Annotated in this window: 22 protein-coding genes; 9 read left to right on the top strand and 13 right to left on the bottom strand. The window is 30.0% G+C overall.

Features of this window, described 5'->3' with window-relative positions; genetic code table 11:
- Positions 1-7: 7 nt before the first annotated feature.
- Complete coding sequence (locus tag Q0049_RS01785) at positions 8-562, bottom strand: phage tail protein (RefSeq protein WP_298115862.1); 555 nt, start codon at positions 560-562, stop codon at positions 8-10.
- A gap of 30 nt (positions 563-592) precedes the next feature.
- Positions 593-1,147: a phage tail protein gene (locus tag Q0049_RS01780; RefSeq protein ID WP_298115860.1), complete on the bottom strand. Its 555-nt coding sequence runs from the start codon at positions 1,145-1,147 to the stop codon at positions 593-595.
- Between the two features lie 235 nt (positions 1,148-1,382).
- Between Q0049_RS01780 and Q0049_RS01775 the strand changes: the two genes are divergently transcribed.
- Positions 1,383-1,847, top strand: a complete 465-nt coding sequence (locus Q0049_RS01775; RefSeq protein WP_298115857.1) for a hypothetical protein — start codon at positions 1,383-1,385, stop codon at positions 1,845-1,847.
- On the opposite strand, the gene mnmE is transcribed toward Q0049_RS01775, so the two are convergent.
- Complete coding sequence (mnmE, locus tag Q0049_RS01770) at positions 1,848-3,239, bottom strand: tRNA uridine-5-carboxymethylaminomethyl(34) synthesis GTPase MnmE (RefSeq protein WP_298115855.1); 1,392 nt, start codon at positions 3,237-3,239, stop codon at positions 1,848-1,850. It lies immediately after the preceding gene.
- Positions 3,240-3,415: 176 nt separating this feature from the next.
- Here mnmE and Q0049_RS01765 point away from each other — a divergent pair, with 176 nt between their 5' ends.
- Both Q0049_RS01765 and Q0049_RS01760 read left to right on the top strand, forming a co-directional pair.
- Positions 3,416-4,243 carry a universal stress protein gene (locus Q0049_RS01765; protein WP_298115852.1) on the top strand — a complete coding sequence of 276 codons (828 nt, stop codon included), beginning with the start codon at positions 3,416-3,418 and terminating at the stop codon, positions 4,241-4,243.
- 39 nt (positions 4,244-4,282) lie between these two features.
- Entirely contained in the window at positions 4,283-5,194 is a 912-nt protein-coding gene (locus Q0049_RS01760) for a hypothetical protein (RefSeq protein WP_298115849.1), read from the top strand.
- Between the two features lie 91 nt (positions 5,195-5,285).
- Here the strand turns inward: Q0049_RS01760 and dnaN are convergent, their stop codons facing one another.
- From dnaN to Q0049_RS01735, 5 genes are all read right to left on the bottom strand, one after another.
- A complete protein-coding gene (dnaN, locus tag Q0049_RS01755; RefSeq protein WP_298115846.1) occupies positions 5,286-6,404 on the bottom strand; it encodes a DNA polymerase III subunit beta in 1,119 nt (372 codons plus the stop codon).
- A gap of 146 nt (positions 6,405-6,550) precedes the next feature.
- Positions 6,551-8,230, bottom strand: coding sequence for a gliding motility-associated ABC transporter substrate-binding protein GldG (gene gldG, locus Q0049_RS01750; protein ID WP_298115843.1), 1,680 nt, complete (start codon positions 8,228-8,230; stop codon positions 6,551-6,553).
- Positions 8,230-8,955, bottom strand: coding sequence for a gliding motility-associated ABC transporter permease subunit GldF (gene gldF / locus Q0049_RS01745; protein WP_298115841.1), 726 nt, complete (start codon positions 8,953-8,955; stop codon positions 8,230-8,232). The genes gldG and gldF overlap by 1 nt, the downstream gene beginning before the upstream one ends.
- Before the next feature lie 66 nt (positions 8,956-9,021).
- On the bottom strand, positions 9,022-9,318 hold the full coding sequence (locus Q0049_RS01740) for a putative quinol monooxygenase (protein WP_298115839.1): 297 nt from the start codon (positions 9,316-9,318) through the stop codon (positions 9,022-9,024).
- Positions 9,319-9,325: 7 nt separating this feature from the next.
- Positions 9,326-10,150, bottom strand: coding sequence for an SAM-dependent chlorinase/fluorinase (locus Q0049_RS01735; RefSeq protein WP_298115837.1), 825 nt, complete (start codon positions 10,148-10,150; stop codon positions 9,326-9,328).
- Between the two features lie 118 nt (positions 10,151-10,268).
- Here Q0049_RS01735 and Q0049_RS01730 point away from each other — a divergent pair, with 118 nt between their 5' ends.
- From Q0049_RS01730 to Q0049_RS01710, 5 genes are all read left to right on the top strand, one after another.
- Positions 10,269-11,219 carry a PhoH family protein gene (locus tag Q0049_RS01730; protein WP_298115833.1) on the top strand — a complete coding sequence of 317 codons (951 nt, stop codon included), beginning with the start codon at positions 10,269-10,271 and terminating at the stop codon, positions 11,217-11,219.
- Between the two features lie 150 nt (positions 11,220-11,369).
- Positions 11,370-11,834, top strand: a complete 465-nt coding sequence (gene tnpA, locus Q0049_RS01725; RefSeq protein ID WP_298115830.1) for an IS200/IS605 family transposase — start codon at positions 11,370-11,372, stop codon at positions 11,832-11,834.
- Positions 11,835-11,945: 111 nt separating this feature from the next.
- Positions 11,946-12,422, top strand: coding sequence for a hypothetical protein (locus tag Q0049_RS01720; protein WP_298115828.1), 477 nt, complete (start codon positions 11,946-11,948; stop codon positions 12,420-12,422).
- 127 nt (positions 12,423-12,549) lie between these two features.
- A complete protein-coding gene (locus Q0049_RS01715; protein WP_367178931.1) occupies positions 12,550-13,380 on the top strand; it encodes an SDR family NAD(P)-dependent oxidoreductase in 831 nt (276 codons plus the stop codon).
- 107 nt (positions 13,381-13,487) lie between these two features.
- Positions 13,488-14,438, top strand: a complete 951-nt coding sequence (locus Q0049_RS01710) for a phosphoribosylaminoimidazolesuccinocarboxamide synthase (protein ID WP_298115825.1) — start codon at positions 13,488-13,490, stop codon at positions 14,436-14,438.
- Positions 14,439-14,834: 396 nt separating this feature from the next.
- On the opposite strand, the gene Q0049_RS01705 is transcribed toward Q0049_RS01710, so the two are convergent.
- From Q0049_RS01705 to Q0049_RS01685, 5 genes are all read right to left on the bottom strand, one after another.
- Entirely contained in the window at positions 14,835-15,557 is a 723-nt protein-coding gene (locus Q0049_RS01705; RefSeq protein ID WP_298115822.1) for a head GIN domain-containing protein, read from the bottom strand.
- 47 nt (positions 15,558-15,604) lie between these two features.
- Positions 15,605-16,657 carry a hypothetical protein gene (locus tag Q0049_RS01700; RefSeq protein WP_298115820.1) on the bottom strand — a complete coding sequence of 351 codons (1,053 nt, stop codon included), beginning with the start codon at positions 16,655-16,657 and terminating at the stop codon, positions 15,605-15,607.
- Positions 16,641-17,171: an anti-sigma factor gene (locus Q0049_RS01695; protein WP_298115815.1), complete on the bottom strand. Its 531-nt coding sequence runs from the start codon at positions 17,169-17,171 to the stop codon at positions 16,641-16,643. Before Q0049_RS01695 ends, Q0049_RS01700 begins: the two co-directional genes overlap by 17 nt.
- Complete coding sequence (locus Q0049_RS01690; RefSeq protein ID WP_298115811.1) at positions 17,168-17,710, bottom strand: RNA polymerase sigma factor; 543 nt, start codon at positions 17,708-17,710, stop codon at positions 17,168-17,170. Before Q0049_RS01690 ends, Q0049_RS01695 begins: the two co-directional genes overlap by 4 nt.
- A gap of 130 nt (positions 17,711-17,840) precedes the next feature.
- Positions 17,841-18,929: a M42 family metallopeptidase gene (locus Q0049_RS01685; RefSeq protein ID WP_298115809.1), complete on the bottom strand. Its 1,089-nt coding sequence runs from the start codon at positions 18,927-18,929 to the stop codon at positions 17,841-17,843.
- Between the two features lie 82 nt (positions 18,930-19,011).
- On the opposite strand from Q0049_RS01685, the gene Q0049_RS01680 reads away from it, so the two are divergent.
- Positions 19,012-19,695, top strand: a complete 684-nt coding sequence (locus Q0049_RS01680) for a DUF4294 domain-containing protein (protein ID WP_298115806.1) — start codon at positions 19,012-19,014, stop codon at positions 19,693-19,695.
- Positions 19,696-19,815 lie beyond the last annotated feature (120 nt).

The raw sequence follows: 19,815 nt of genomic DNA, 5'->3' as shown, positions 1-19,815 counted from the left end.
ATTTATTTTAATTTCTTGGAGGGAAAATTCCTTCTAAGGCAATAGAATAATTCATTACTAAATATGGATTCATAACTGAAAATGGATTTGAACTTCCCGTAGCTCCAGTATTACCCGATGTTGCTATGGAACCATAATTAGCTCCTGGTGTTGATACACTTGAAAAAACTTCAGCTCCTGTATTTGCTAAAAAAGCATTTTGTGGAGAACCAGAATCTCCTCCGCCTGTTGATACTGGCATATTAGCATGGATTCCAGATGCATCATGAATGTGAGCAGGCATGTTTGCTACTAAAAGTGTTACAGATTCGTTACCACCTTTTTCACCCAAAACATAGTCAGGAAGACCTGGACCTTGACCTTGTCCAATAGGAATTCTACCTTGCAAATCAGGAATATTAAAAGAGTTAACTCCGTCTCCGCCATATTGTGTTCCTATTAATGCAAATAAAGCAGTATATTCTGAAATTGACAATGCTTGTCCATTACATAAATTATATCCTAGTGGTGCAAAATTGAAACCTAATAATTTAATCTCGCCTATAAATGGTTCTGTTGACATAATAGTTCTTTTTTAGATTAATAATTTGGTTTAATTACGACTTGGAAAAATTCCATAAATAGCAATAGAATAGTTCATTACAAGATACGGATTCATAACGTTAATTGGCACTGATGAGCCTGAAATACCTGTATTTCCAGATACACTTAAAGCACCATAATTTGCTCCAGATGTAGGAGCGCTAGAGAAAACTTCTGCTCCGTTATTAGCTAAAAAAGCACCTTGTGGTGAAGCAGTATCGCCACCACCAGTTGATACTGGAGTATTCACACTAATTCCATTTGCTGGGTGATTGTGTGCTGGTAAGTTAGCAGTTAGTAATGTTACATTAGAGTAACCTGACATTTCTCCCATAGAGTGGCTTGATAATCCGTTACCTGTACCTTGTCCAATTGGCATTCTTCCTCTTAAATCAGGAAGACCAAAATTAGTTTGTCCATTTCCTCCATAGGTAGTTCCTAATAAAGAAAATAGTGCAGCGTTTTGATTAATAGACATTAATTGTCCAAAGCAATTTGCATAACTTTTTGGAGCAAAATCAAATCCTAATAATTTGATTTCTCCGATAAATGGTTCTGTTGACATAGTTTATAGAATTAATGGTTAATATATAGAATTATGACTACAAATATATGTTAAATATTTAGTTAAAAAACACGTATAAATACGTGTTTTTATTATCGTAACCTTATCTTAATAATTAATTTTCAGTATTTTATCAGTATTTTTAAATGATAAAACTGTTTAGGATATATTTTTTGTAATTTCTTTAGTGTATGAATAACTTTTTGTAATTTGGTCTTCTACATTTAATAAAATTATGGCAATAGAATGGCTTTCCGTTTTGAAAAGTATTCCCGAATTACTCTCGGGTTTGAGTGGTATAATTAAAAACAATCGTGCAATTAAAGATGCTCTTGTCAGAGAGTTGCGTCTCAACATCAAAGCTTTTGAAACGGCTACTAAATCAAAGAAGGTTAATTATAATAAGTTATTGGATTTATTGCACAATGAAGCCATACAAGCTGCGAGAAAAGAACGTTTTACATTCAATTCTATAAAGCCTGGTAAAATTGAGGAAGAAGATATTAAAGACAATCGAAATCTGCGTTACATAGGCAAAGATTGTAATTGGCTTTTTAGAAACATTGATGAAAAAATAGAACATTTAAGAATTCAAAAAAGCTACAATAATTCGCTTGATGATCTCGAAAACACAAATATAGCGCTTCAGTTTACTAATTTGCTTTACAAGTTAAAGTTGCTTGCGGATTATATTCGATAATTATTTACCAATACAGAAATTAGCAAAAATATTTCCAAGCAACTCGTCATTAGTAACTTCACCAGTAATTTCTCCAAAATAGAAAAGTGCTTGGCGAATATCAATTGCCATTAAATCGGAGGAAATGCCTGAATTTAATCCAAATTTTACTTTTTGAATTTCTTCTAATGCTTTATGTAATGAGTCGTAATGTCTTGTATTGGTGATGATTGTTTCGTTGTTTCGTAATGCGCCAGTATTTACAAACGATAATAATTGATTTTTTAAATCGTCAATTCCAGTTTTGTTTTTAGCGGATATTAATAAAGCATTTGAAATTTCTAAATTAATATTCTCTACTAATTCTGTGGTCATCAAGTCCATTTTATTAAAAATGACCAATAACGTTTTGGACGGATATTTGTTTTTTATTTGTTCAATTTCTGATTTAAGAGATTCTAAACTGTCATCTGACAACTGAGAACTGTCCACTAAAAAAAGAACTACTTGTGCCTGCTCAATTTTTTCAAATGTTTTCTTAATTCCAATGCTTTCAACAACATCTTTAGTTTCTCTAATTCCTGCTGTATCAATAAATCTAAATCCAATGCCATCGATAACTAATTCGTCTTCAATTGTGTCGCGAGTTGTTCCTGCTATGTCTGAAACTATGGCGCGTTCTTCATTTAACAAAGCATTTAAAAGTGTTGATTTCCCAACGTTTGGTTCACCTACAATAGCTACAGGAATTCCGTTTTTTATGACATTTCCAACAGCGAAAGAATCGATTAATCGTTTTAAAACAAATTCAATTCTGTTCAATAAATCATGAAATTGTGTTCTGTCTGCAAACTCAACATCTTCCTCGGCAAAATCTAATTCGAGTTCGATTAGTGAAGCAAAATTTAATAATTCTTCTCTTAATTTGGCAATTTCATTACTAAAACCACCACGCATTTGTTGCATAGCAATTTGGTGAGAAGCTTCATTATCAGATGAAATTAAATCGGCTACAGCTTCTGCTTGGCTTAAATCTAATTTTCCGTTTAAAAAGGCACGAAGAGTAAATTCTCCTGCTTGTGCCATTCTGCAACCTTTACGTAGTAATAATTGAATAATTTGTTGTTGTATAAAAGTTGAACCATGACAGGATATTTCAATGACATCTTCACCTGTGTAGGAATTTGGGTTTTTGAATATTGAAACTAAAACTTGATCATAAATTTTGTTTTCATCAACGATAGTTCCTAAATGAATGGTATGTGTTTTTTGTTTGGTCAACTCTTTTCCTGAAACCGATTGAAATACCTCTGACGCGATTGAAATAGCATTTTTACCAGACATTCTAATAATAGCAACAGCACCAGAACCTGATGGTGTAGCCAAAGCAACAATGGTATCGTTGTAAATCATAACAGTTTTTATTTAAGATTGCAAAGATACCAATTTTAAAATTTTATAACTATTTGAATCTCAATTGATTTTTTTAATTTACGATTGATGTTAAATAATTGTAAATATGATAGTTATCATAATCTTTTGGTTTTTATTGTTGTAATTTTATATGTATAACCAATACATTTAAAACAATGAAAAAGATTTTATTTCCAACCGATTTTTCTGAAGTGGCAAATAATGCTTTCGTTCACGCTTTGGGATTAGCAAAATTAGTTCATGGCGAATTAATTTTATTGCATACTTATGAATTGCCAATCATTGACAATCAATTTGCTCCACAAAATTATCAGGTGCTTTTTGATTCCTTGGAATTATCCAATTTTGAAAGATTTAAAGATGAAGTTCCTAAACTAAGAGCTATTGCAGAAGAACATCATTTTGAGCATATACAATTGTCGCACATGATTTTAGATGGCGATTTGTTATACAACATTAAAGAAATTATTAAAAAAGATAAAATTGATTATGTTGTCATGGGAACATCTGGCGCAAATGGATGGAAAGAAGCTTTTTTAGGTACCAATACTGGTGAAGCAATTGTAAATTTAAGTGTTCCTGTTTTAAGTATTCCTAAGGATTGTATATTTACTAAAATTGAAACCATTGGATTTACAACTCGTTATCGTGAAAAAGATAAAGAAGCGTTGAGACAAGTAATTAAAATTGCAAAAGCAACTAATGCAAAAGTCAAATGTCTTTATGTTAAAACAAAAACAACTGATATTACTGAAGCCACTTTTGAGGATTGGAAAGAGCAATTTAAAAACGATCCTGTAACTTTTTTTGTTATACCTAATGAAGAGGTTAAAGAATCCATTTCAGAGTTTATTATTCATCAAGAAATTGATGTTTTAGCAATGTTGACATATAAACGAAGCTTCTTTGAATCGTTATTTAGTTCGAGTTTCACAGAAAAAATGTCTTACAATAGTGATGTTCCAATTTTAGCTTTACACTAATGTTTTGTTGTAAAAAAAAGTTATATTTGGTAAAAAAATATGAAATTAAAATTTGCTATTTTGTTTTTAATTGCTTCTAATTTTTTGTTTGGGCAAAAAAATCAAGAACATATAACAAGAACATATAATTTTCAGTTAAATACTACTGGTATTCCATTTTCAAATTATAAAGAATTAAAAAATTCACGCGATATAAAAATTGATTCTGTTGGTTCAATAATAATTAAATCAGATACATTAATTTATGTAACAGGACTGCCAAAAATGAATGGTGTTAAAGTTAATTACGAACCTAAAGATTCAATTTTTTTGGAAACCTATAAAAATTTGGTGTATGATAAGGTAAATTTAAATAAAACAAAAAAAAACAAGAATCTTCCAACAATGAAAATTTGGAAAGAAGAAATAAAAGTTTATTTTGATTCTACAGTAACTAATAAAAACAAAAGGGAATTAGTAAAACTAATGAAATTTATTGATAAAGAAATAGATTCCTTAAAAATCAAGATTGTCAATAGTAAAGAAAAATCTAATTATTTTATCTACTTTTTGAATAAACCATCAGATATAGATTGGGATACAAGGATAAAAGATAAAGATGGTTGTTATATTTCTTGGAATGATAAGCAACAAATTTATAAATGTACCATGAAAATTGACACAAAAATAATTTTTAATGAGAAGGAACAATTAATGTTGATGAAAAAGCACTTTATTTGGTCATTAGGTTATTTTTCATTTTTAAAAGATAGGGATTGTAAAAGTTTTTTATCTAACTGTGTGAGTTTAGATAAGGAATTAACAAATGAAGATTTAGAACTTTTAAAGTATCATTATTCCTACGGGATTTGTAAAGGAACAGATTTAGAAACATTTGAGCAAAATCATAGAAGTGCCAAAAAAAGTTTAGAAAAAAACCCGAACGGAGAATATTATTTTATGCATAACTAAAAAATAATTTTCTATAAATTTTGAACAAATAAAAAACCGTCAAGAAATTAATCGAGACGGTTTTTTTCGGTTGGGTTAGTTAATTGTATTTTTAGTTGTTAAGCATTACTGGCATAACAAGCATAGTAACGGTTTCGCCGTCATCTAATCCATCAACAGGAGTTAAAATTCCAGCACGGTTTGGCATTGACATTTCTAATTGAATTTCATCTGATTGTAAATTGCTCAACATTTCTAAAAGGAAACGAGAGTTGAAACCAATTTGCATATCATCACCTTGATAATCGCAAGTCAATCTTTCTTCAGCTTTGTTTGAGTAATCAATATCTTCAGCTGAAATATTTAATTCTGCACCAGCAATTTTCAAACGTATTTGGTGTGTAGTTTTATTTGAGAAAATTGCCACACGACGAACTGAACTAAAAAATTGTGTTCTATCAATCAATAATTTATTTGGATTTTCTTTTGGTATAACAGCTTCATAATTTGGATATTTTCCATCAATTAATCTACAAGTTAAAACATAATTTTCAAACGAGAACGTTGCGTTAGCATCATTGTAATCAATTTTTACTTCAGCATCAGAAGCACCTAAAATACTTTTCAAAATATTTAAAGGTTTCTTTGGCATGATAAAATCTGCTACTTGCGATGCTTTTACATCGGTACGAGCATATTTTACTAATTTGTGAGCATCAGTTGCAACAAAAATCAAACCTTCTGGAGAAAACTGGAAGAAAACACCGCTCATTACTGGTCGTAAATCATCGTTTCCTGCTGCGAAAATTGTTTTACTGATAGCTGTTGCTAAAACTTCTGCCGGAACTAATGTTGAAGACGGATCTTCTAAAGAAACTGATTTTGGAAATTCTTCTCCTGGCGCATAAGCAATAGCATATTTACCAGAATTAGAACTAATTTCGATAGTACTATTTTCTTCAACGGTAAACGTTAATGGTTGCTCTGGAAAAGTTTTTAAAATATCTAATAACAATTTTGCAGGTACAGCAACACTTCCTTTATCTGTTGATTCAATTTCTAAAGTAGCCGACATAGTCGTTTCTAAATCAGAAGAAGAAACTGTTAGTGTTTTTTTATTTAATTCAAATAAAAAGTTATCTAAAATTGGTAAGGTATTGCTACTATTGATAACGCTACCTAAAACTTGTAATTGTTTTAATAAATACGAGCTTGATACAATAAATTTCATCCGTAATTTTTATTTAATTTTTATTAGAAGATGTAATGCCTTTTGAATCTTCTCTCAAAAACATGGCTTTCTTGAGGCATTTCATTTTCTTTATTTTTTACAAATATATCTTAAAGAAATAGATTTCAAAAAGATTTTTATTAACATTACTTACTATATTTTCTTTTTCTTAGGAAAGTGAACGCTATTCCAAAAAATACTAAAATTACAATTGGAACTCCGACAGTTATGATTTGCGAAAAAGTATATTCTTCATAAACTTTTTCTTTATCTAAAATAGGCAAGTCAACTTCTTTACTTCTAATGTTAATAAGTCCATTATCGTCTAACAGATAATTCACACAATTCATTAAGAATTCCTTATTTGCATATAGATTGTTAGTCCATTTATCAAAACCTAATTCTAATGGTTGGTAGTTTTTATCCAATTGATTTTTGATGACATCACCATCAGAAATTACAATCATTTTATTGTCTTTTCCAATAGGAGTGAAGCTATCTTCTTTAAATGGCAAGACACGATTTTCATAAACTGAATGAAATTTTCCTTCCAATAAAACAGCTACAGGTAGTGGCATTTTTCCTTTGTATTCATTCATATCAGGTTGATCGGCAACCATGTTTAAATTAACCTCAATTGGTGTTCCAATAACTTTTGAATATTTTGAAGAGGAAAGTAATGTTGTTTTTTTAATATCGTTTTTGAGTAATTCAATTGGGTTTGTGAATTCAAATTTTAATGCATCTAAATTACTCACAACTGGATGATTTGAAACGGAATAAACTGCTGGTGAATACAACCATGGATACTGAGTATATTGCGCTGCACTTCCTTGTTGACCTGTTGCTAAAGCTATTGGAGTTGCTTGAATATCTTTGATTAAATCTGGATTAATTCGGAAGCCATATTTAAAAAACATATCTGTCAAACCTAAATCTCTTGGAAAGGCAAGATTTTCACCTGTTTGCATCAAACTGTCCATTTCCATTGCAACTTGATCTACTAACCAAATTGTTTTTCCACCATTAATTATAAATTGGTCAAGTACTTGTTTTTCCTCATCAGAAAATGCTTCGGTAGGTTTTGCAATTACGGCTAAATCATATTTTTTTAATGCTTTTAAAGAATTTTGAGGACTTTTTGACACAGAATCTAACGTAAATGTCCCGATGTAATAATTTTCACGAACCGATTTCACAAAATCTGCAATTAAAACATCATGTAATTCTCCGTTTCCTTTAATTACAGCAATTTTTTTCTCCTTAGTTTTTACAATAGTATTGAAACCATTGGCAAACGCATACTCTAAATGTTGCACAGAACTCACCACTTTTTCTGCAGTTGATGCACCCATCATATTTTTTAGCAAAGGAACTTTTGTGCTTTTATTTCCATAAGTAACGACTGCCCATGGAAAAACCACTTCTTGTGTTTGCTTTCCTTTTTCGTCAAGAGTAACATTTAAAGGTGTTAATCCTCTTTCGTAAAACGATTGCATTACAGCTTCACGTTCGTCTTCATTTTCTAACGGATTAACAAATTGGAAGATAATATTAGAATTATAAGCTTTGAATTCTTCTAATAATTGTTGGGTTTCGGTTTGCAGTTTTTTGAATTCTCCAGGAAAATTTCCTTCAAGAAAAACATCAACATACAAAGGTTCTTTGACTTCTTTTATAATATTTAGAGAAGTTTCTGAAAGTGTATAGCGACTGTCAGCAGTTAAATCGAAACGTTTGAAGAAAAAGTTTCCTGCAAAATTTAATACAACTAAAACGGCAATAGTTGTAAGTAGTACTTTTAAATTAGACTTCTTATTTTCCATTATGATTTTAGCGATTTTAATTTATAAACGGTCAACGATAAAAATGCAATGGTGATACTTACAAAGTAAAGGACATCACGTGTATCAATGACGCCACGACTCATACTTTTAAAGTGATAATCCATTCCGAAAAGTGCAATAATATCTTCTAAACTTTTTACTTGTGAAGCAACACCTTGAAAACCATAATAAAAGATAAAACACAAGAAAACCGAAACGATGAAAGCCACAATTTGATTTTCTGAAAGTGTAGAAGTAAAAACTCCAATAGAAGTGTAAGCTGCAATTAGAAATAATAATCCAAAATAAGAACCCATCGTACTTCCCATATCGATATTTCCTTCAGGCATTCCTAAACCATAAATAACGTAAACGTATATTAATGTTGGAATTATTGCTATCACAATTAGTAAAAAAGCTCCGAAGAATTTTCCGCTAACGATTTCCCAAATGGATATTGGTTTGGTCATTAAAAGCTCTATTGTTCCTTGTTTTTTCTCATCAGAAAAACTTCTCATGGTTACCGCAGGAATTAGGAAAATTAATATCCAAGGCGAAAGGGTGAAAAACGGCGTTAAATCAGCAAATCCGCTGTTTAAAATATTAAATTCGCCTTCAAAAACCCAAAGAAATAATCCGTTGAGTAGTAAGAAAATAGCGATTACTAAATATCCTATTGGCGAACCAAAAAAGGATTTAATTTCTCTTAATAATATTGATTTCATGTTTTGTTTTTTGTTTAAAAGTTTCAGGTTTAAGGTTTCAGGTTGTTCAACTTGTAACTTTAAACTTTAAACTAAAGAAACTAATTTATGTACACTCCAAGCTTCTGGTTTATCGTTGAATAATTTTTTTGTAAACGTCCAAACTTCGTCAAACAATGCTGATTTTCTATAATTTTCTAAATCATCCTCGGTTTCCCAATAACTATAGGTAAAGAAAATGCAAGGATTTTTTTTGTCTTGATACAATTCAAGAAAACGATTTCCTGGCGAGTTTCGTATGTGGTTTTTCATTAATTCGAAATTTTCCAAAAATGCTGGAATATTTTCTTCATGAAAGGACATTTTTACTATTCTAACGAACATATTAACTTTAATTAAAATTGATGGTAATAGCATCTCTGTATGTAATTCCGAGTAAACTTGCCGCTGTAGCCACTTTAGGATTACTTTTATATAATCCAATTTCTAAAAAACCTGCTTCATTGAAAATCGCTACTGCATTTCCACTAATTGAAGATAAAGGTCTTTTGTCAATGGCTTCTAAATCGGAATATTTTGCGAAAATACTTTTTATTTTTTTGCTTTTAAAATTTACTTCATAAGGTCTTCCTTTGGAAACATCTAAAAACATTTTTCTGGTAATATTGGTTACAGCATTTCCAAATCGGTCAAGATATACGATATAACCTTTCACAGAATTAGAATCATCAGAAACAACAGGTTGTAACTCGGTTACTTCTTTCAAAGTCTTGATTTCTTTACCAATAACACTCAACGAACCACCTTTTGAAATGTGAATTGCTACTGTTAGCAAAACGTCCATATCGGTTGCTTCTGGTAAAAGTCTGTCGTGAATATTGATAACCACCATTTTTTGAGGTTTAATTTTTTCAATTAGCATACTCAAAATACCATTATCAGCAGCGATAAAAAAATGACCATTCCACTCAATGGCAATATGTTGGTTGTTTTCTCTTAGTTCAATATCAATTCCTATAATATGTACGGTTCCTTTTGGAAAACTATGGTACGCAGAACTAATAATATAACTCGCTTCGCTAACGTTAAACGGATCAACATCATGCGAAATATCTACAATTTTTGCCTCGCTATCTTGCGATAAAATTTTCCCTTTTAAAACACCAACAAAGTGGTCTTTTAATCCGTAATCGGTAGTAAGGGTAATTATTGACATAAATTTGTTTATAACTATATGATGAATTTAATCAAGTGGCTTGTTTAATTTCATTAAATTTGAAATGATTGCAAAGCTAATAATATTTAGCCAAAAACTAATTAAAAAACACTTCCATTTGAACGAACGTATCATTGAATTACACGACATCGCTCCAAAAGAATTTTGGGGTGCACAAGACACTCATCTTGAAACAATTAAGAAGTATTACCCGAAGTTAAAAATTGTGGCTCGTGGCACAACACTGAAGGCATTTGGCGAAAAAGAGGAATTGGACGAATTTGAAAACCGTTTCAATCGATTGATGTTGCATTTTACTCGTTATAATAATATTGACAACAATGTTATTGATAGAGTGATTCAAAGCAATTCACAAGAAGAACAACGCATGCCTGATCATGAAAAAATTCTGGTGCATGGAATAGGAGGAAAGCTGATAAAAGCGATGACGCCTAACCAACATAAATTGGTTGAAAATGTTATGAAAAATGACATGGTTTTTGCCGTTGGTCCTGCTGGAACCGGTAAAACTTACACAGGAGTTGCTCTTGCTGTTAAAGCATTGAAAGAGAAACAAGTAAAACGAATTATTTTGACTCGTCCTGCAGTAGAAGCTGGTGAAAATTTAGGTTTTCTTCCTGGTGATATGAAAGAAAAATTAGATCCGTACATGCAACCGTTATACGATGCTTTGCGCGATATGTTGCCTCCGCAAACTTTAGAAGATTATATTTTGAAAGGAATTATCCAAATTGCACCTTTGGCTTTTATGCGTGGTCGAACATTAGATAATGCTTTTGTAATTCTTGATGAAGCTCAAAACACAACGCATTCGCAAATGAAAATGTTTCTGACACGTATGGGTAAGAATGCCAAATTCATAATCACTGGTGATCCAGGACAAGTTGATTTACCAAGGAGAACCATTTCTGGATTGAAAGAAGCAATTTTAGTTTTGAAAGACATCGACGGAATCGGAATCATCTACCTTGATGACAAAGATATTGTAAGACATAGATTGGTGAAAAAAGTAATCGATGCTTACAAGAGTATTGAGAATCATGATTGACTTCGGAGAAGTTAAACCTTTTTAGTTAGAGATTACGTTTTATAATTTTGTATGACTCCAGCTGGAGTCATACCTTGCATAACTATGAGTTTATAGACCTTTTATAAATCTTTAATTCCTCCGGAATTTATAATACAAGTTTTTTTATTTATGGCTGATACTTTTTCTCAGATTTATATTCAAATTGTTTTTGCAGTTCAAAACCGAAAAGCATTAATCGATTATTCATGGGAGGAACAATTGTATAAATATATTACTGGAATTATAACTAATAAAGGTCAAAAATTAATTGCAATAAATGGAATGCCAGATCACATTCATATATTTATTGGTATGAAACCTACTTGTTGTCTATCTGATTTAGTTAGAGAAATTAAAAAGTCTTCAAACACTTACATAAAAGAGAATAACTTAACCAAAACAAAATTTAATTGGCAAGAAGGTTTTGGAGCTTTTTCATACAGTCATAGTCAAATTGATAATGTTTATAATTATATATTAAATCAAAAAACAAGACATAAAAAAGTAACTTTTAAAAAAGAATACTATGAAATTCTTGAAAAATTCAAAGTTGATTTTAAAGAAGAGTATGTTTTTGAGTTTTTTGAAGATTAGTTTTCAAGTAATTGTTTAACTCCGCTAAAGTCGAACCAAAAAATTACGACTGTATTAAAAGTATGAAATTCCATTGAGATTCATGTTTTTAATATTATTGATTCATAAAAAATGAAAGAATACTTCAAATACGCTAACGGTTATGTCAATATCAACGATGAAAATTTGTTTCTAACGAATTCAGGAAATTGGTCCGAAACTCATGATTTACAGGAAAAATCACCGAAGTCTATCAGGAAGAATAATTTTAGAGCAAATAAGATTTATTTATACTATTTTATTGTTTTTATATTTATTGGTTTTATTGTTTTTGAAATTTTAAGAGATATTAAAAACAAATCATTTCCTTTTGGGATAATCTTTCTTGTACTTGCTGGTTTTGCTTACATGAAACGCGAAACAGGTAAACGATATAAAATTCCAATATCAAAAATTACATCTTTTGACATTTCTAATGATTCTGTAAAAATTATATTTATAAATGCTAATGACGTTGATGATTTTGAAGAAATTTTTAAAGTAGAAAAGAAAGGTTTATCCATTTTTGAGGAATTGAATCTGCAACTAAAAAACACTTCATTTCAATAAACTCAGTACAAACTACGTAAAGAGTGACATTGAATTTCAATTAAATTTTCGCAAAAATAATTAACATTTGGTTATTTAATTCAAAATTATATATTTGTTAAAATTTATATTTAGAAAATAATCATTTATACGCAGCTTTATCAAAACGATACTTATTACTGGAGCTTCTGGCGGATTGGGCAAGGAAATTGCAATTCATTTTTCTAAAAAGAATTGGAACGTCATTGCTACAATGATTTGTATATCAGAGTGTAAAGTTTTTGAAGGAATTCCAAATATTAAATGTTACGAACTTAACGTAACGTCATCAGAAAGTATAGAGAAAGCTAAAAATACGATTCTTAATGATTATAAATCCATTGATGTTATCATTAATAATGCTGGAATTGGTTACAGAAGTTTCGTAGAATTGTCTGAAGATGCTAAAATTGATGCCATTGTTAATGTCAATTGGCTAGGCGTTGTTAAAATTTGTCGTGCTTTTATTCCGCATTTTCGAGAGCAAAACAAAGGTCATTTTATTAATATAACTTCCATTGCAGGATTAGTGAATTTGCCTTTAGGAAGTTTTTATCATCCTACGAAACAAGCCGTTGAGAGTTTTTCTGAATGTATGGCTTATGAACTTTTAGACTTTAATATTAGTGTTTCAACGGTGCAATTTGGAAATGTTCCTTCCAATTTTCAGAAAAATGTAAAAAAATGTGAAAAATCTTCTATCAATTCCTATAATCAAATGATGCAAAGTATTGATGGAATTATGAATAGGAAAACTACTGATAATCATTATTTGTCAGAGGCTATTTTAGAAAAATTATATAAAATTGCTGAAAATCCTTCACGAAGATTTAAAAAATACTCTATTGGTTTTGATGCTAATTTGATGAAATATCTTCGTAAATTTCTTGGTTATCGACTATTTGATAGAGTTATAAGAAGATATGTTTTAAGCAAATAAATAATTGTATTTCTGTTGAAAAGAAACTATTTTTGCCAAACAACACATTTAGAACTTGACAGAAATAGAATCTGAATCAAGTTCAGATTAAACAACACACAATTATAATGAATACAATTACTACAACTAATTTCAATTTTCCCAATCAAAAATCAGTTTATCGCGGTAAGGTAAGAGAAGTTTACAACATTAATGACGAACTTTTAGTCATGGTGGCAACCGACAGACTTTCTGCTTTTGATGTGGTTTTGCCAAAAGGAATTCCGTATAAAGGTCAGATTTTAAATCAAATTGCAACAAAATTCATGGAGTTGACTTCTGATATTGTTCCAAATTGGTTGATTGCAACACCAGATCCAAATGTTGCTGTTGGACATTTATGTGAACCTTTTAAAGTTGAAATGGTAATTCGTGGCTATCTCTCTGGACATGCGGCTCGTGAATATGCGCTTGGGAAAAGAACTATTTGTGGTGTAACGATGGAAGAAGGTTTGAAAGAAAATGATAAATTTAAAACACCAATAATTACGCCTACAACTAAAGCAGATAATGGTTCGCATGATGAAGATATTTCGCGCGAAGCTATTTTGTCCAACGGAATTGTTAGTGAAGAAGATTATTTAGTTTTAGAACAATATACTCGTGCTTTATATCAAAGAGGAACTGAAATTGCAGCGAATCGTGGATTGATTTTAGTGGATACAAAATATGAATTTGGAAAAACTAAAGAGGGAAAGATTGTTTTGATTGATGAAATTCATACACCAGATTCTTCACGTTATTTTTATGCTGATGGTTATCAAGAACGTCAAGATAGAGGACAAGAACAAAAACAATTGTCTAAAGAATTTGTGCGTCGTTGGTTGATTGAAAATGGTTTTCAAGGAAAAGATGGACAGCAAATTCCGAACATGACTGATGAATATATTGAATCGGTTTCAGAACGTTATATAGAATTGTATGAAAATATTTTAGGAGAAAAGTTTGTTAAAGCTGATATTTCTGATATAAATGAAAGAATTGAAAAAAATGTTCTTTCTTTCTTGAGAAGTTTGTAAAAATGGAATGCTAACTAGCCCTGATTACTTCACTATTCTTTTATTTTCATTTGTGTTCAGTGAACTTCGTTTGAAGAGAAAATAGCTTTGCCAAAGTTTAAAACTTTGGCAAAGCTATTGAAACGTAAAGCAGGAATAAGGAAACCAAGAAAGCGCAAGCCATTCGCTTCAAATAAAAATAAAAAAAGTCCCAAATCAATTAAGTTTTGGGACTTTTTTATTTATAACTAACCTTTTATACCAATTATAAATATAAAATAGCTAATCTACTTGTTCTTTTTTTCCAATACGTCTTCAAAAAAATAATTCCGTAACAAAAGCTATGCAATGATTTTTTTCATTGTCTTGAAAAAAATGACTTCGCATCTTTAGACTATTTTATTTGTATAATTGGTATTAATTTCCTGAAATATCACCAGAACCAGCAACGTTTGATTCGATGATTTTAGGGTTTCCTTTGTATTGAATATTTCCGCTTCCTGCTACTTTAGCAACAAGATTATTGGTACAGTTGACTTCAAGACTTCCTGAACCAGCAACCGCTACGTCAGCATTTTGAGATACTAATTTTGTGGAATTCAAGTCACCTGAACCAGCAGTTTTAGCTTCTAAATTTTCGGCTGTTCCTGAAAGTTTTAAGTTTCCTGAACCTGCCATTTTTGCCACAATATTTTTTGCATTAATTTCTAGATTGCAATCACCAGAACCAGCCATTTTTGCTTCAAAATCGGTTGCGTTTATAGCATTTTTTGTAACCATATTTCCCGAACCTGCAAACGATATTTCGTTAATTTCTTCAAATGGAATGGTAATAGTGATGTCTTGTTTGTAATTATAACTTCTGTTTTTTTCAAAATACACTTTTAATTCGTTCCCAATTACTTCTGTAACGATATGACTTATAATGTTTTCGTCACCTTTTATGGTTATTGTACCTTCTTTTCCAGAAACTAATTCAACATTGAATGAGCCACCTGTTGAAATTTTTTCATAGGATTCTGTAGTTCTTGTAATTGTGGTTTGAACTCCATTTCCTTTAATTTTTTCGTTGTTCCAATTTTGAGCATTTGCAATTGTTATGCTAAGTAATGCTAATAATACTGTTAGTTTTTTACTCATGATTTTAAAATTTGTTTTTTTGTATTCGTGAATCTTCGATTTCATTTTTATTTTGTTAAAAGTTGAACGCTTCCGTAATTTGTTGTGATATTTATTTTTGATTTTCCTTGACTAATATGATGCGCTATGTAAGATTTTGAAGTATTTTTTTCTGATTTTAAGCTATATTTTAGTCCTACATTGTCAGTAAACGATCCATATTTTAAGTTTACATTGATGTCAAAAGCATAGTCAGATGTACATGATATTTTAGAATTGGAATAATTTCCATTGATTGTAATGGCATCGGTTTTATTTGATGCTGATAATTGAATATCGCTATAATTTGAATTTACAATTATGGAATTTCCAATTTCACCTAATTTTAGGGTTAGATAATTTCCTTCAATGGCAATTTTTTGAATTGATTTTGAATTGATTTTGGTGTAATTTGAAGACAAATTCAAGGTTCCAACATTTTGAAAATTAAATGTATTGTAATTTCCTTCTATATTGATATTATTTACTTTATTGAAATCTACTTCAGAATATTGACTTTGTAAATTAACTTTATCTATAGAATTGATGCTTGAATTTGGTGCGTAAGCAATATTAATATTGTTGTTTTTATTGTTGAATTGACCTAAAATAATACTTCCATACTTACATTCTATAGCCGAACTACCATTGAGTTTATCAACTGAAATGTTACCATATTTATTGTCCAAATCAATGCTTCCGTTTCGAGGAATTTTTACTACATAATTGATTTCGTAGCTGATATTATTACTTTTCCATTCTTTTGTGGTGAATATTGTTTCTGCCGAAACTTTACTGGATGAAGCATTAAAATCAACATCAATTGTATTGATACGTTCGTTAATTTTCTTTTCGTTATTTCCAGAAACTTTGATGTTAACTTGTATGGATATTTTGTTTTCATCCCATAAATACACGTTTATATTTCCATAAGAATTAGTAATATTTACTTGAGCATCATCATTTACAGAATATGTTTTAGAAATGTTTTTTTCTTTATTGTAGGCGTGTTTGTCTTCATTAAATCCAAATGAAATTATTGGGAAAAGAACAAATGCTATTATTTTAACTATGATTTTCATTTGTTTTGTTTTTTAAATTGTTAATATTTTCAACCTGTTCTAGAACTGATTTTATAAAGGAAATTCGAGTTTGCATGTTGGTTATCATGGCAAAGACAATTTGTTTATTTTCGCCATTTTTAGCAATTTCCTCTTTAAGATTTTGATAATCTTTTTCAAGCGATTCCATTTCTTTCATAGCATCTGTAATTAATGCTTTGCTTTGAGGAGTTTCTTGTTTTTTTAAGGATGCCAACTCATTATTAATAACTGAAGAAAAATAATCATGGGTTTCTTGTACTTGTGGTGAAAAAGCAACTTCTTCGGTTTGATTATGAGTATAATTAAACAATACAATTCCAAAACCCAATAGGAGAGAAGCCGCAATTGACAAAGGCAACCAATTGATTTTTTTCTTTTTAGGTTGTTGTTTCTTTAATTTATCAAGAAATCGCTTTTCGTGTCCAAAATTTGGTTCTTCAAAGTCCCAATTATTTTGGTTTTCAAAAAGTTGATTTAGATTATTGGTGCTCATAATTCATTTAATTTTTTTCTTAAACTTTCTTTTGCTCGGCTCATCATCGTTCTACAGTTTTCATTGCTTATATTTAAAATGCTTGTAATTTCTTCTAAATCATATCCTTCAACAAAAAATAATGTTAGAATGATTTTGTAATTTGATTTCAAGCTTTGAATGGTTTTTAAAACACTTACGGCTTTTAATTCTGAATAGCTCTCCAATTCTTCTTTAAAATCTATTACTTCAATGTTTTCATCTAAACTTTCAAATTGGTATTTATTCGTTTTTTTTAATTCGTTTATACTAGTATTGACAACAATTTTCTTTAACCAAGAACCAAAAGTTACATTTCCACTAAAAGAATCTAACTTAGTAAATGCTTTTAAAAAACTTTCTTGCATAACGTCTTCTGCAAGATAAGAATCACCAACAATGCGATACGACACATTAAACATGGCTTTATAATATTGATTATAAAGTGTTAGTTGTGCTTTTTCATTATTCTCTTTACAACGTTCTAGGAGAATGGCAATATCTAAATTTTGGTTTTTCAAATTGGTCGAATGGTTAATCTATACTAAAGACAAATCGATTTTAGGATTGTTACAGTTTTTAAATATTTTTTTATAAAAATAAAAAATCCGAATGATTAAATTCGGATTTTCTATACATATATAAGGATTATTATTTGAAATAAGAAAAGTTGTGATTGTCTTCAATTTTCAATAAACTTTCATAAATCAATTTAATTACATTTTCTACATCTTCACGATGAACCATTTCTACTGTGGTATGCATGTAGCGTAAAGAAAGCGAAATCAATGCTGAAGCAACGCCACCATTACTATAAGCAAAAGCATCAGTATCGGTTCCTGTTACTCTAGAAGTTGCATGTCTCTGAAACGGAATTTTCTTTTCTTCGGCAGTTGTAACAATCAATTCACGCAGAATATTTTGTGTAGCTGGTGCATAAGCAATAACTGGACCTTTACCCATTTGTAAATCGCCTTCAATTTTTTTATCGATCATTGGAGTTGTAGTGTCGTGGCAAACATCGGTTACAATGGCTACATTTGGTTTGATAGTTTGAGTAATCATTTCAGCTCCACGAAGACCAATTTCCTCTTGAACGGAATTTACAATATACAAACCAAAAGGAAGTTTCTTTTTATTCTCTTTTAATAAACGTGCCACTTCAGCAATCATAAAGCCACCCATTCTGTTGTCAATAGCTCTGCAAACAAATTTATTTTCGTTTAAAATCATAAATTCATCAGGATAGGTAATTACACATCCAACATGAACGCCTAAATTTTCTACTTCTTCTTTGGTTGCACATCCACAATCAATAAAAATGTTATGTAAAGTTGCTGCTTCTTCTTTACCACGATTTCTCGTATGAATAGCTGGCCAACCGAAAACTCCCTTTACAATTCCTTTTTTAGTATGAATGTTTACTCGTTTCGATGGAGCAATTTGATGATCAGAACCACCATTTCTTATTACATATATCAATCCGTTATCGGTAATATAATTTACATACCAAGAAATTTCATCAGAATGTCCTTCAATCACGACTTTAAATTTAGCTTCAGGATTGATTACACCAACTGCACTTCCATAAGTATCAGTTATAAATGTATCAACATAAGGTTTTAAATAATCCATCCAAATTTTCTGTCCTTCAGATTCATATCCTGTTGGTGATGCATTATTTAAATATTTCTCTAAAAATGAAATTGATGATTTTGTAAGTATTGATTTTGTTGCCATAAAATATTTTTTTGCTAAAATATAAATTTGGCATTACACTTGTTAAGGATATTCTATATTTTTACATTAAATTTTAAAAGTTATGTTTAAGAAGTTATTGATAGTTGTATTTTTTAGTTTACCATCTCTTATTTTTTCTCAAATAACAAAAGATAGTTCTGAAAAAAAAGATTTTGTTGTTGTAGAAGGTGATACTTTAACAATGTATGGCGATACAATATATATTGAAGAAGTTCAGATACACAATCAAAAAATGGATGCTGAACAAAAAAAGCAATTTATGTTGTTACAGAACAGAGTTTATAGAGTATATCCTTATGCTAAAATAGCTTCAGAAAGATTAATCTCATTGAACGCTAACATGAATAAACTCAAATCCAATAAAGAAAAGAAAAGGTATCAAAAAATTGTTGAGAATTACATGGAGAATGAGTTCAAGGCACAATTAAAAAAACTTTCAAGAAAACAAGGGCAAATATTAGTTAAGTTAATTCATAGACAAACCGGCATAACTACATTTGATTTAATTAAGGAATACAAAAGTGGATGGAAAGCATTTTGGTCAAATAATACAGCCAAACTTTTTGATATAAACTTAAAGACAAAATTTACTCCTTACACTAATAATGAAGATTATCTTATAGAAACAATTTTATTTAGGGCTTTCAATAAAGGAAGGTTAATAGAGCAGCCTGCATCTACACCGATTGATTATGAGGAATTAAATAATTATTGGCAACAGAAAGCCATTGAAATAAAAAAATAAATTTCATGAGCGATTGTTTTGTGCATTTCGGTATTCTGTTTTCCCGCTTTTGTTGCAATAAAAGTAGTTTTTAAAGAAAAAACTATTTTTATTTCCACTACAATCGGGGCTATTTGGTAG

Source organism: Flavobacterium sp., assembly GCF_027484205.1.
Classification (GTDB): domain Bacteria; phylum Bacteroidota; class Bacteroidia; order Flavobacteriales; family Flavobacteriaceae; genus Flavobacterium.
This window is presented reverse-complemented; position numbering and strand designations above follow the sequence as displayed.

Excerpts from the sequence above, each read along its gene's own strand:
- Q0049_RS01700 (WP_298115820.1), bottom strand. The coding sequence starts at position 16,657 with ATGAAAATCATAGTTAAAATAATAGCATTTGTTCTTTTCCCAATAATT.
- Q0049_RS01775 (WP_298115857.1), top strand. The coding sequence starts at position 1,383 with ATGGCAATAGAATGGCTTTCCGTTTTGAAAAGTATTCCCGAATTACTC.
- Q0049_RS01710 (WP_298115825.1), top strand. The coding sequence starts at position 13,488 with ATGAATACAATTACTACAACTAATTTCAATTTTCCCAATCAAAAATCA.
- Q0049_RS01760 (WP_298115849.1), top strand. The coding sequence starts at position 4,283 with ATGAAATTAAAATTTGCTATTTTGTTTTTAATTGCTTCTAATTTTTTG.
- Q0049_RS01705 (WP_298115822.1), bottom strand. The coding sequence starts at position 15,557 with ATGAGTAAAAAACTAACAGTATTATTAGCATTACTTAGCATAACAATT.
- gldF (WP_298115841.1), bottom strand. The coding sequence starts at position 8,955 with ATGAAATCAATATTATTAAGAGAAATTAAATCCTTTTTTGGTTCGCCA.
- Q0049_RS01780 (WP_298115860.1), bottom strand. The coding sequence starts at position 1,147 with ATGTCAACAGAACCATTTATCGGAGAAATCAAATTATTAGGATTTGAT.
- gldG (WP_298115843.1), bottom strand. The coding sequence starts at position 8,230 with ATGGAAAATAAGAAGTCTAATTTAAAAGTACTACTTACAACTATTGCC.
- Q0049_RS01735 (WP_298115837.1), bottom strand. The coding sequence starts at position 10,150 with ATGTCAATAATTACCCTTACTACCGATTACGGATTAAAAGACCACTTT.
- tnpA (WP_298115830.1), top strand. The coding sequence starts at position 11,370 with ATGGCTGATACTTTTTCTCAGATTTATATTCAAATTGTTTTTGCAGTT.
- Q0049_RS01680 (WP_298115806.1), top strand. The coding sequence starts at position 19,012 with ATGTTTAAGAAGTTATTGATAGTTGTATTTTTTAGTTTACCATCTCTT.
- Q0049_RS01720 (WP_298115828.1), top strand. The coding sequence starts at position 11,946 with ATGAAAGAATACTTCAAATACGCTAACGGTTATGTCAATATCAACGAT.
- Q0049_RS01685 (WP_298115809.1), bottom strand. The coding sequence starts at position 18,929 with ATGGCAACAAAATCAATACTTACAAAATCATCAATTTCATTTTTAGAG.
- dnaN (WP_298115846.1), bottom strand. The coding sequence starts at position 6,404 with ATGAAATTTATTGTATCAAGCTCGTATTTATTAAAACAATTACAAGTT.
- Q0049_RS01695 (WP_298115815.1), bottom strand. The coding sequence starts at position 17,171 with ATGAGCACCAATAATCTAAATCAACTTTTTGAAAACCAAAATAATTGG.
- Q0049_RS01765 (WP_298115852.1), top strand. The coding sequence starts at position 3,416 with ATGAAAAAGATTTTATTTCCAACCGATTTTTCTGAAGTGGCAAATAAT.
- mnmE (WP_298115855.1), bottom strand. The coding sequence starts at position 3,239 with ATGATTTACAACGATACCATTGTTGCTTTGGCTACACCATCAGGTTCT.
- Q0049_RS01785 (WP_298115862.1), bottom strand. The coding sequence starts at position 562 with ATGTCAACAGAACCATTTATAGGCGAGATTAAATTATTAGGTTTCAAT.
- Q0049_RS01740 (WP_298115839.1), bottom strand. The coding sequence starts at position 9,318 with ATGTTCGTTAGAATAGTAAAAATGTCCTTTCATGAAGAAAATATTCCA.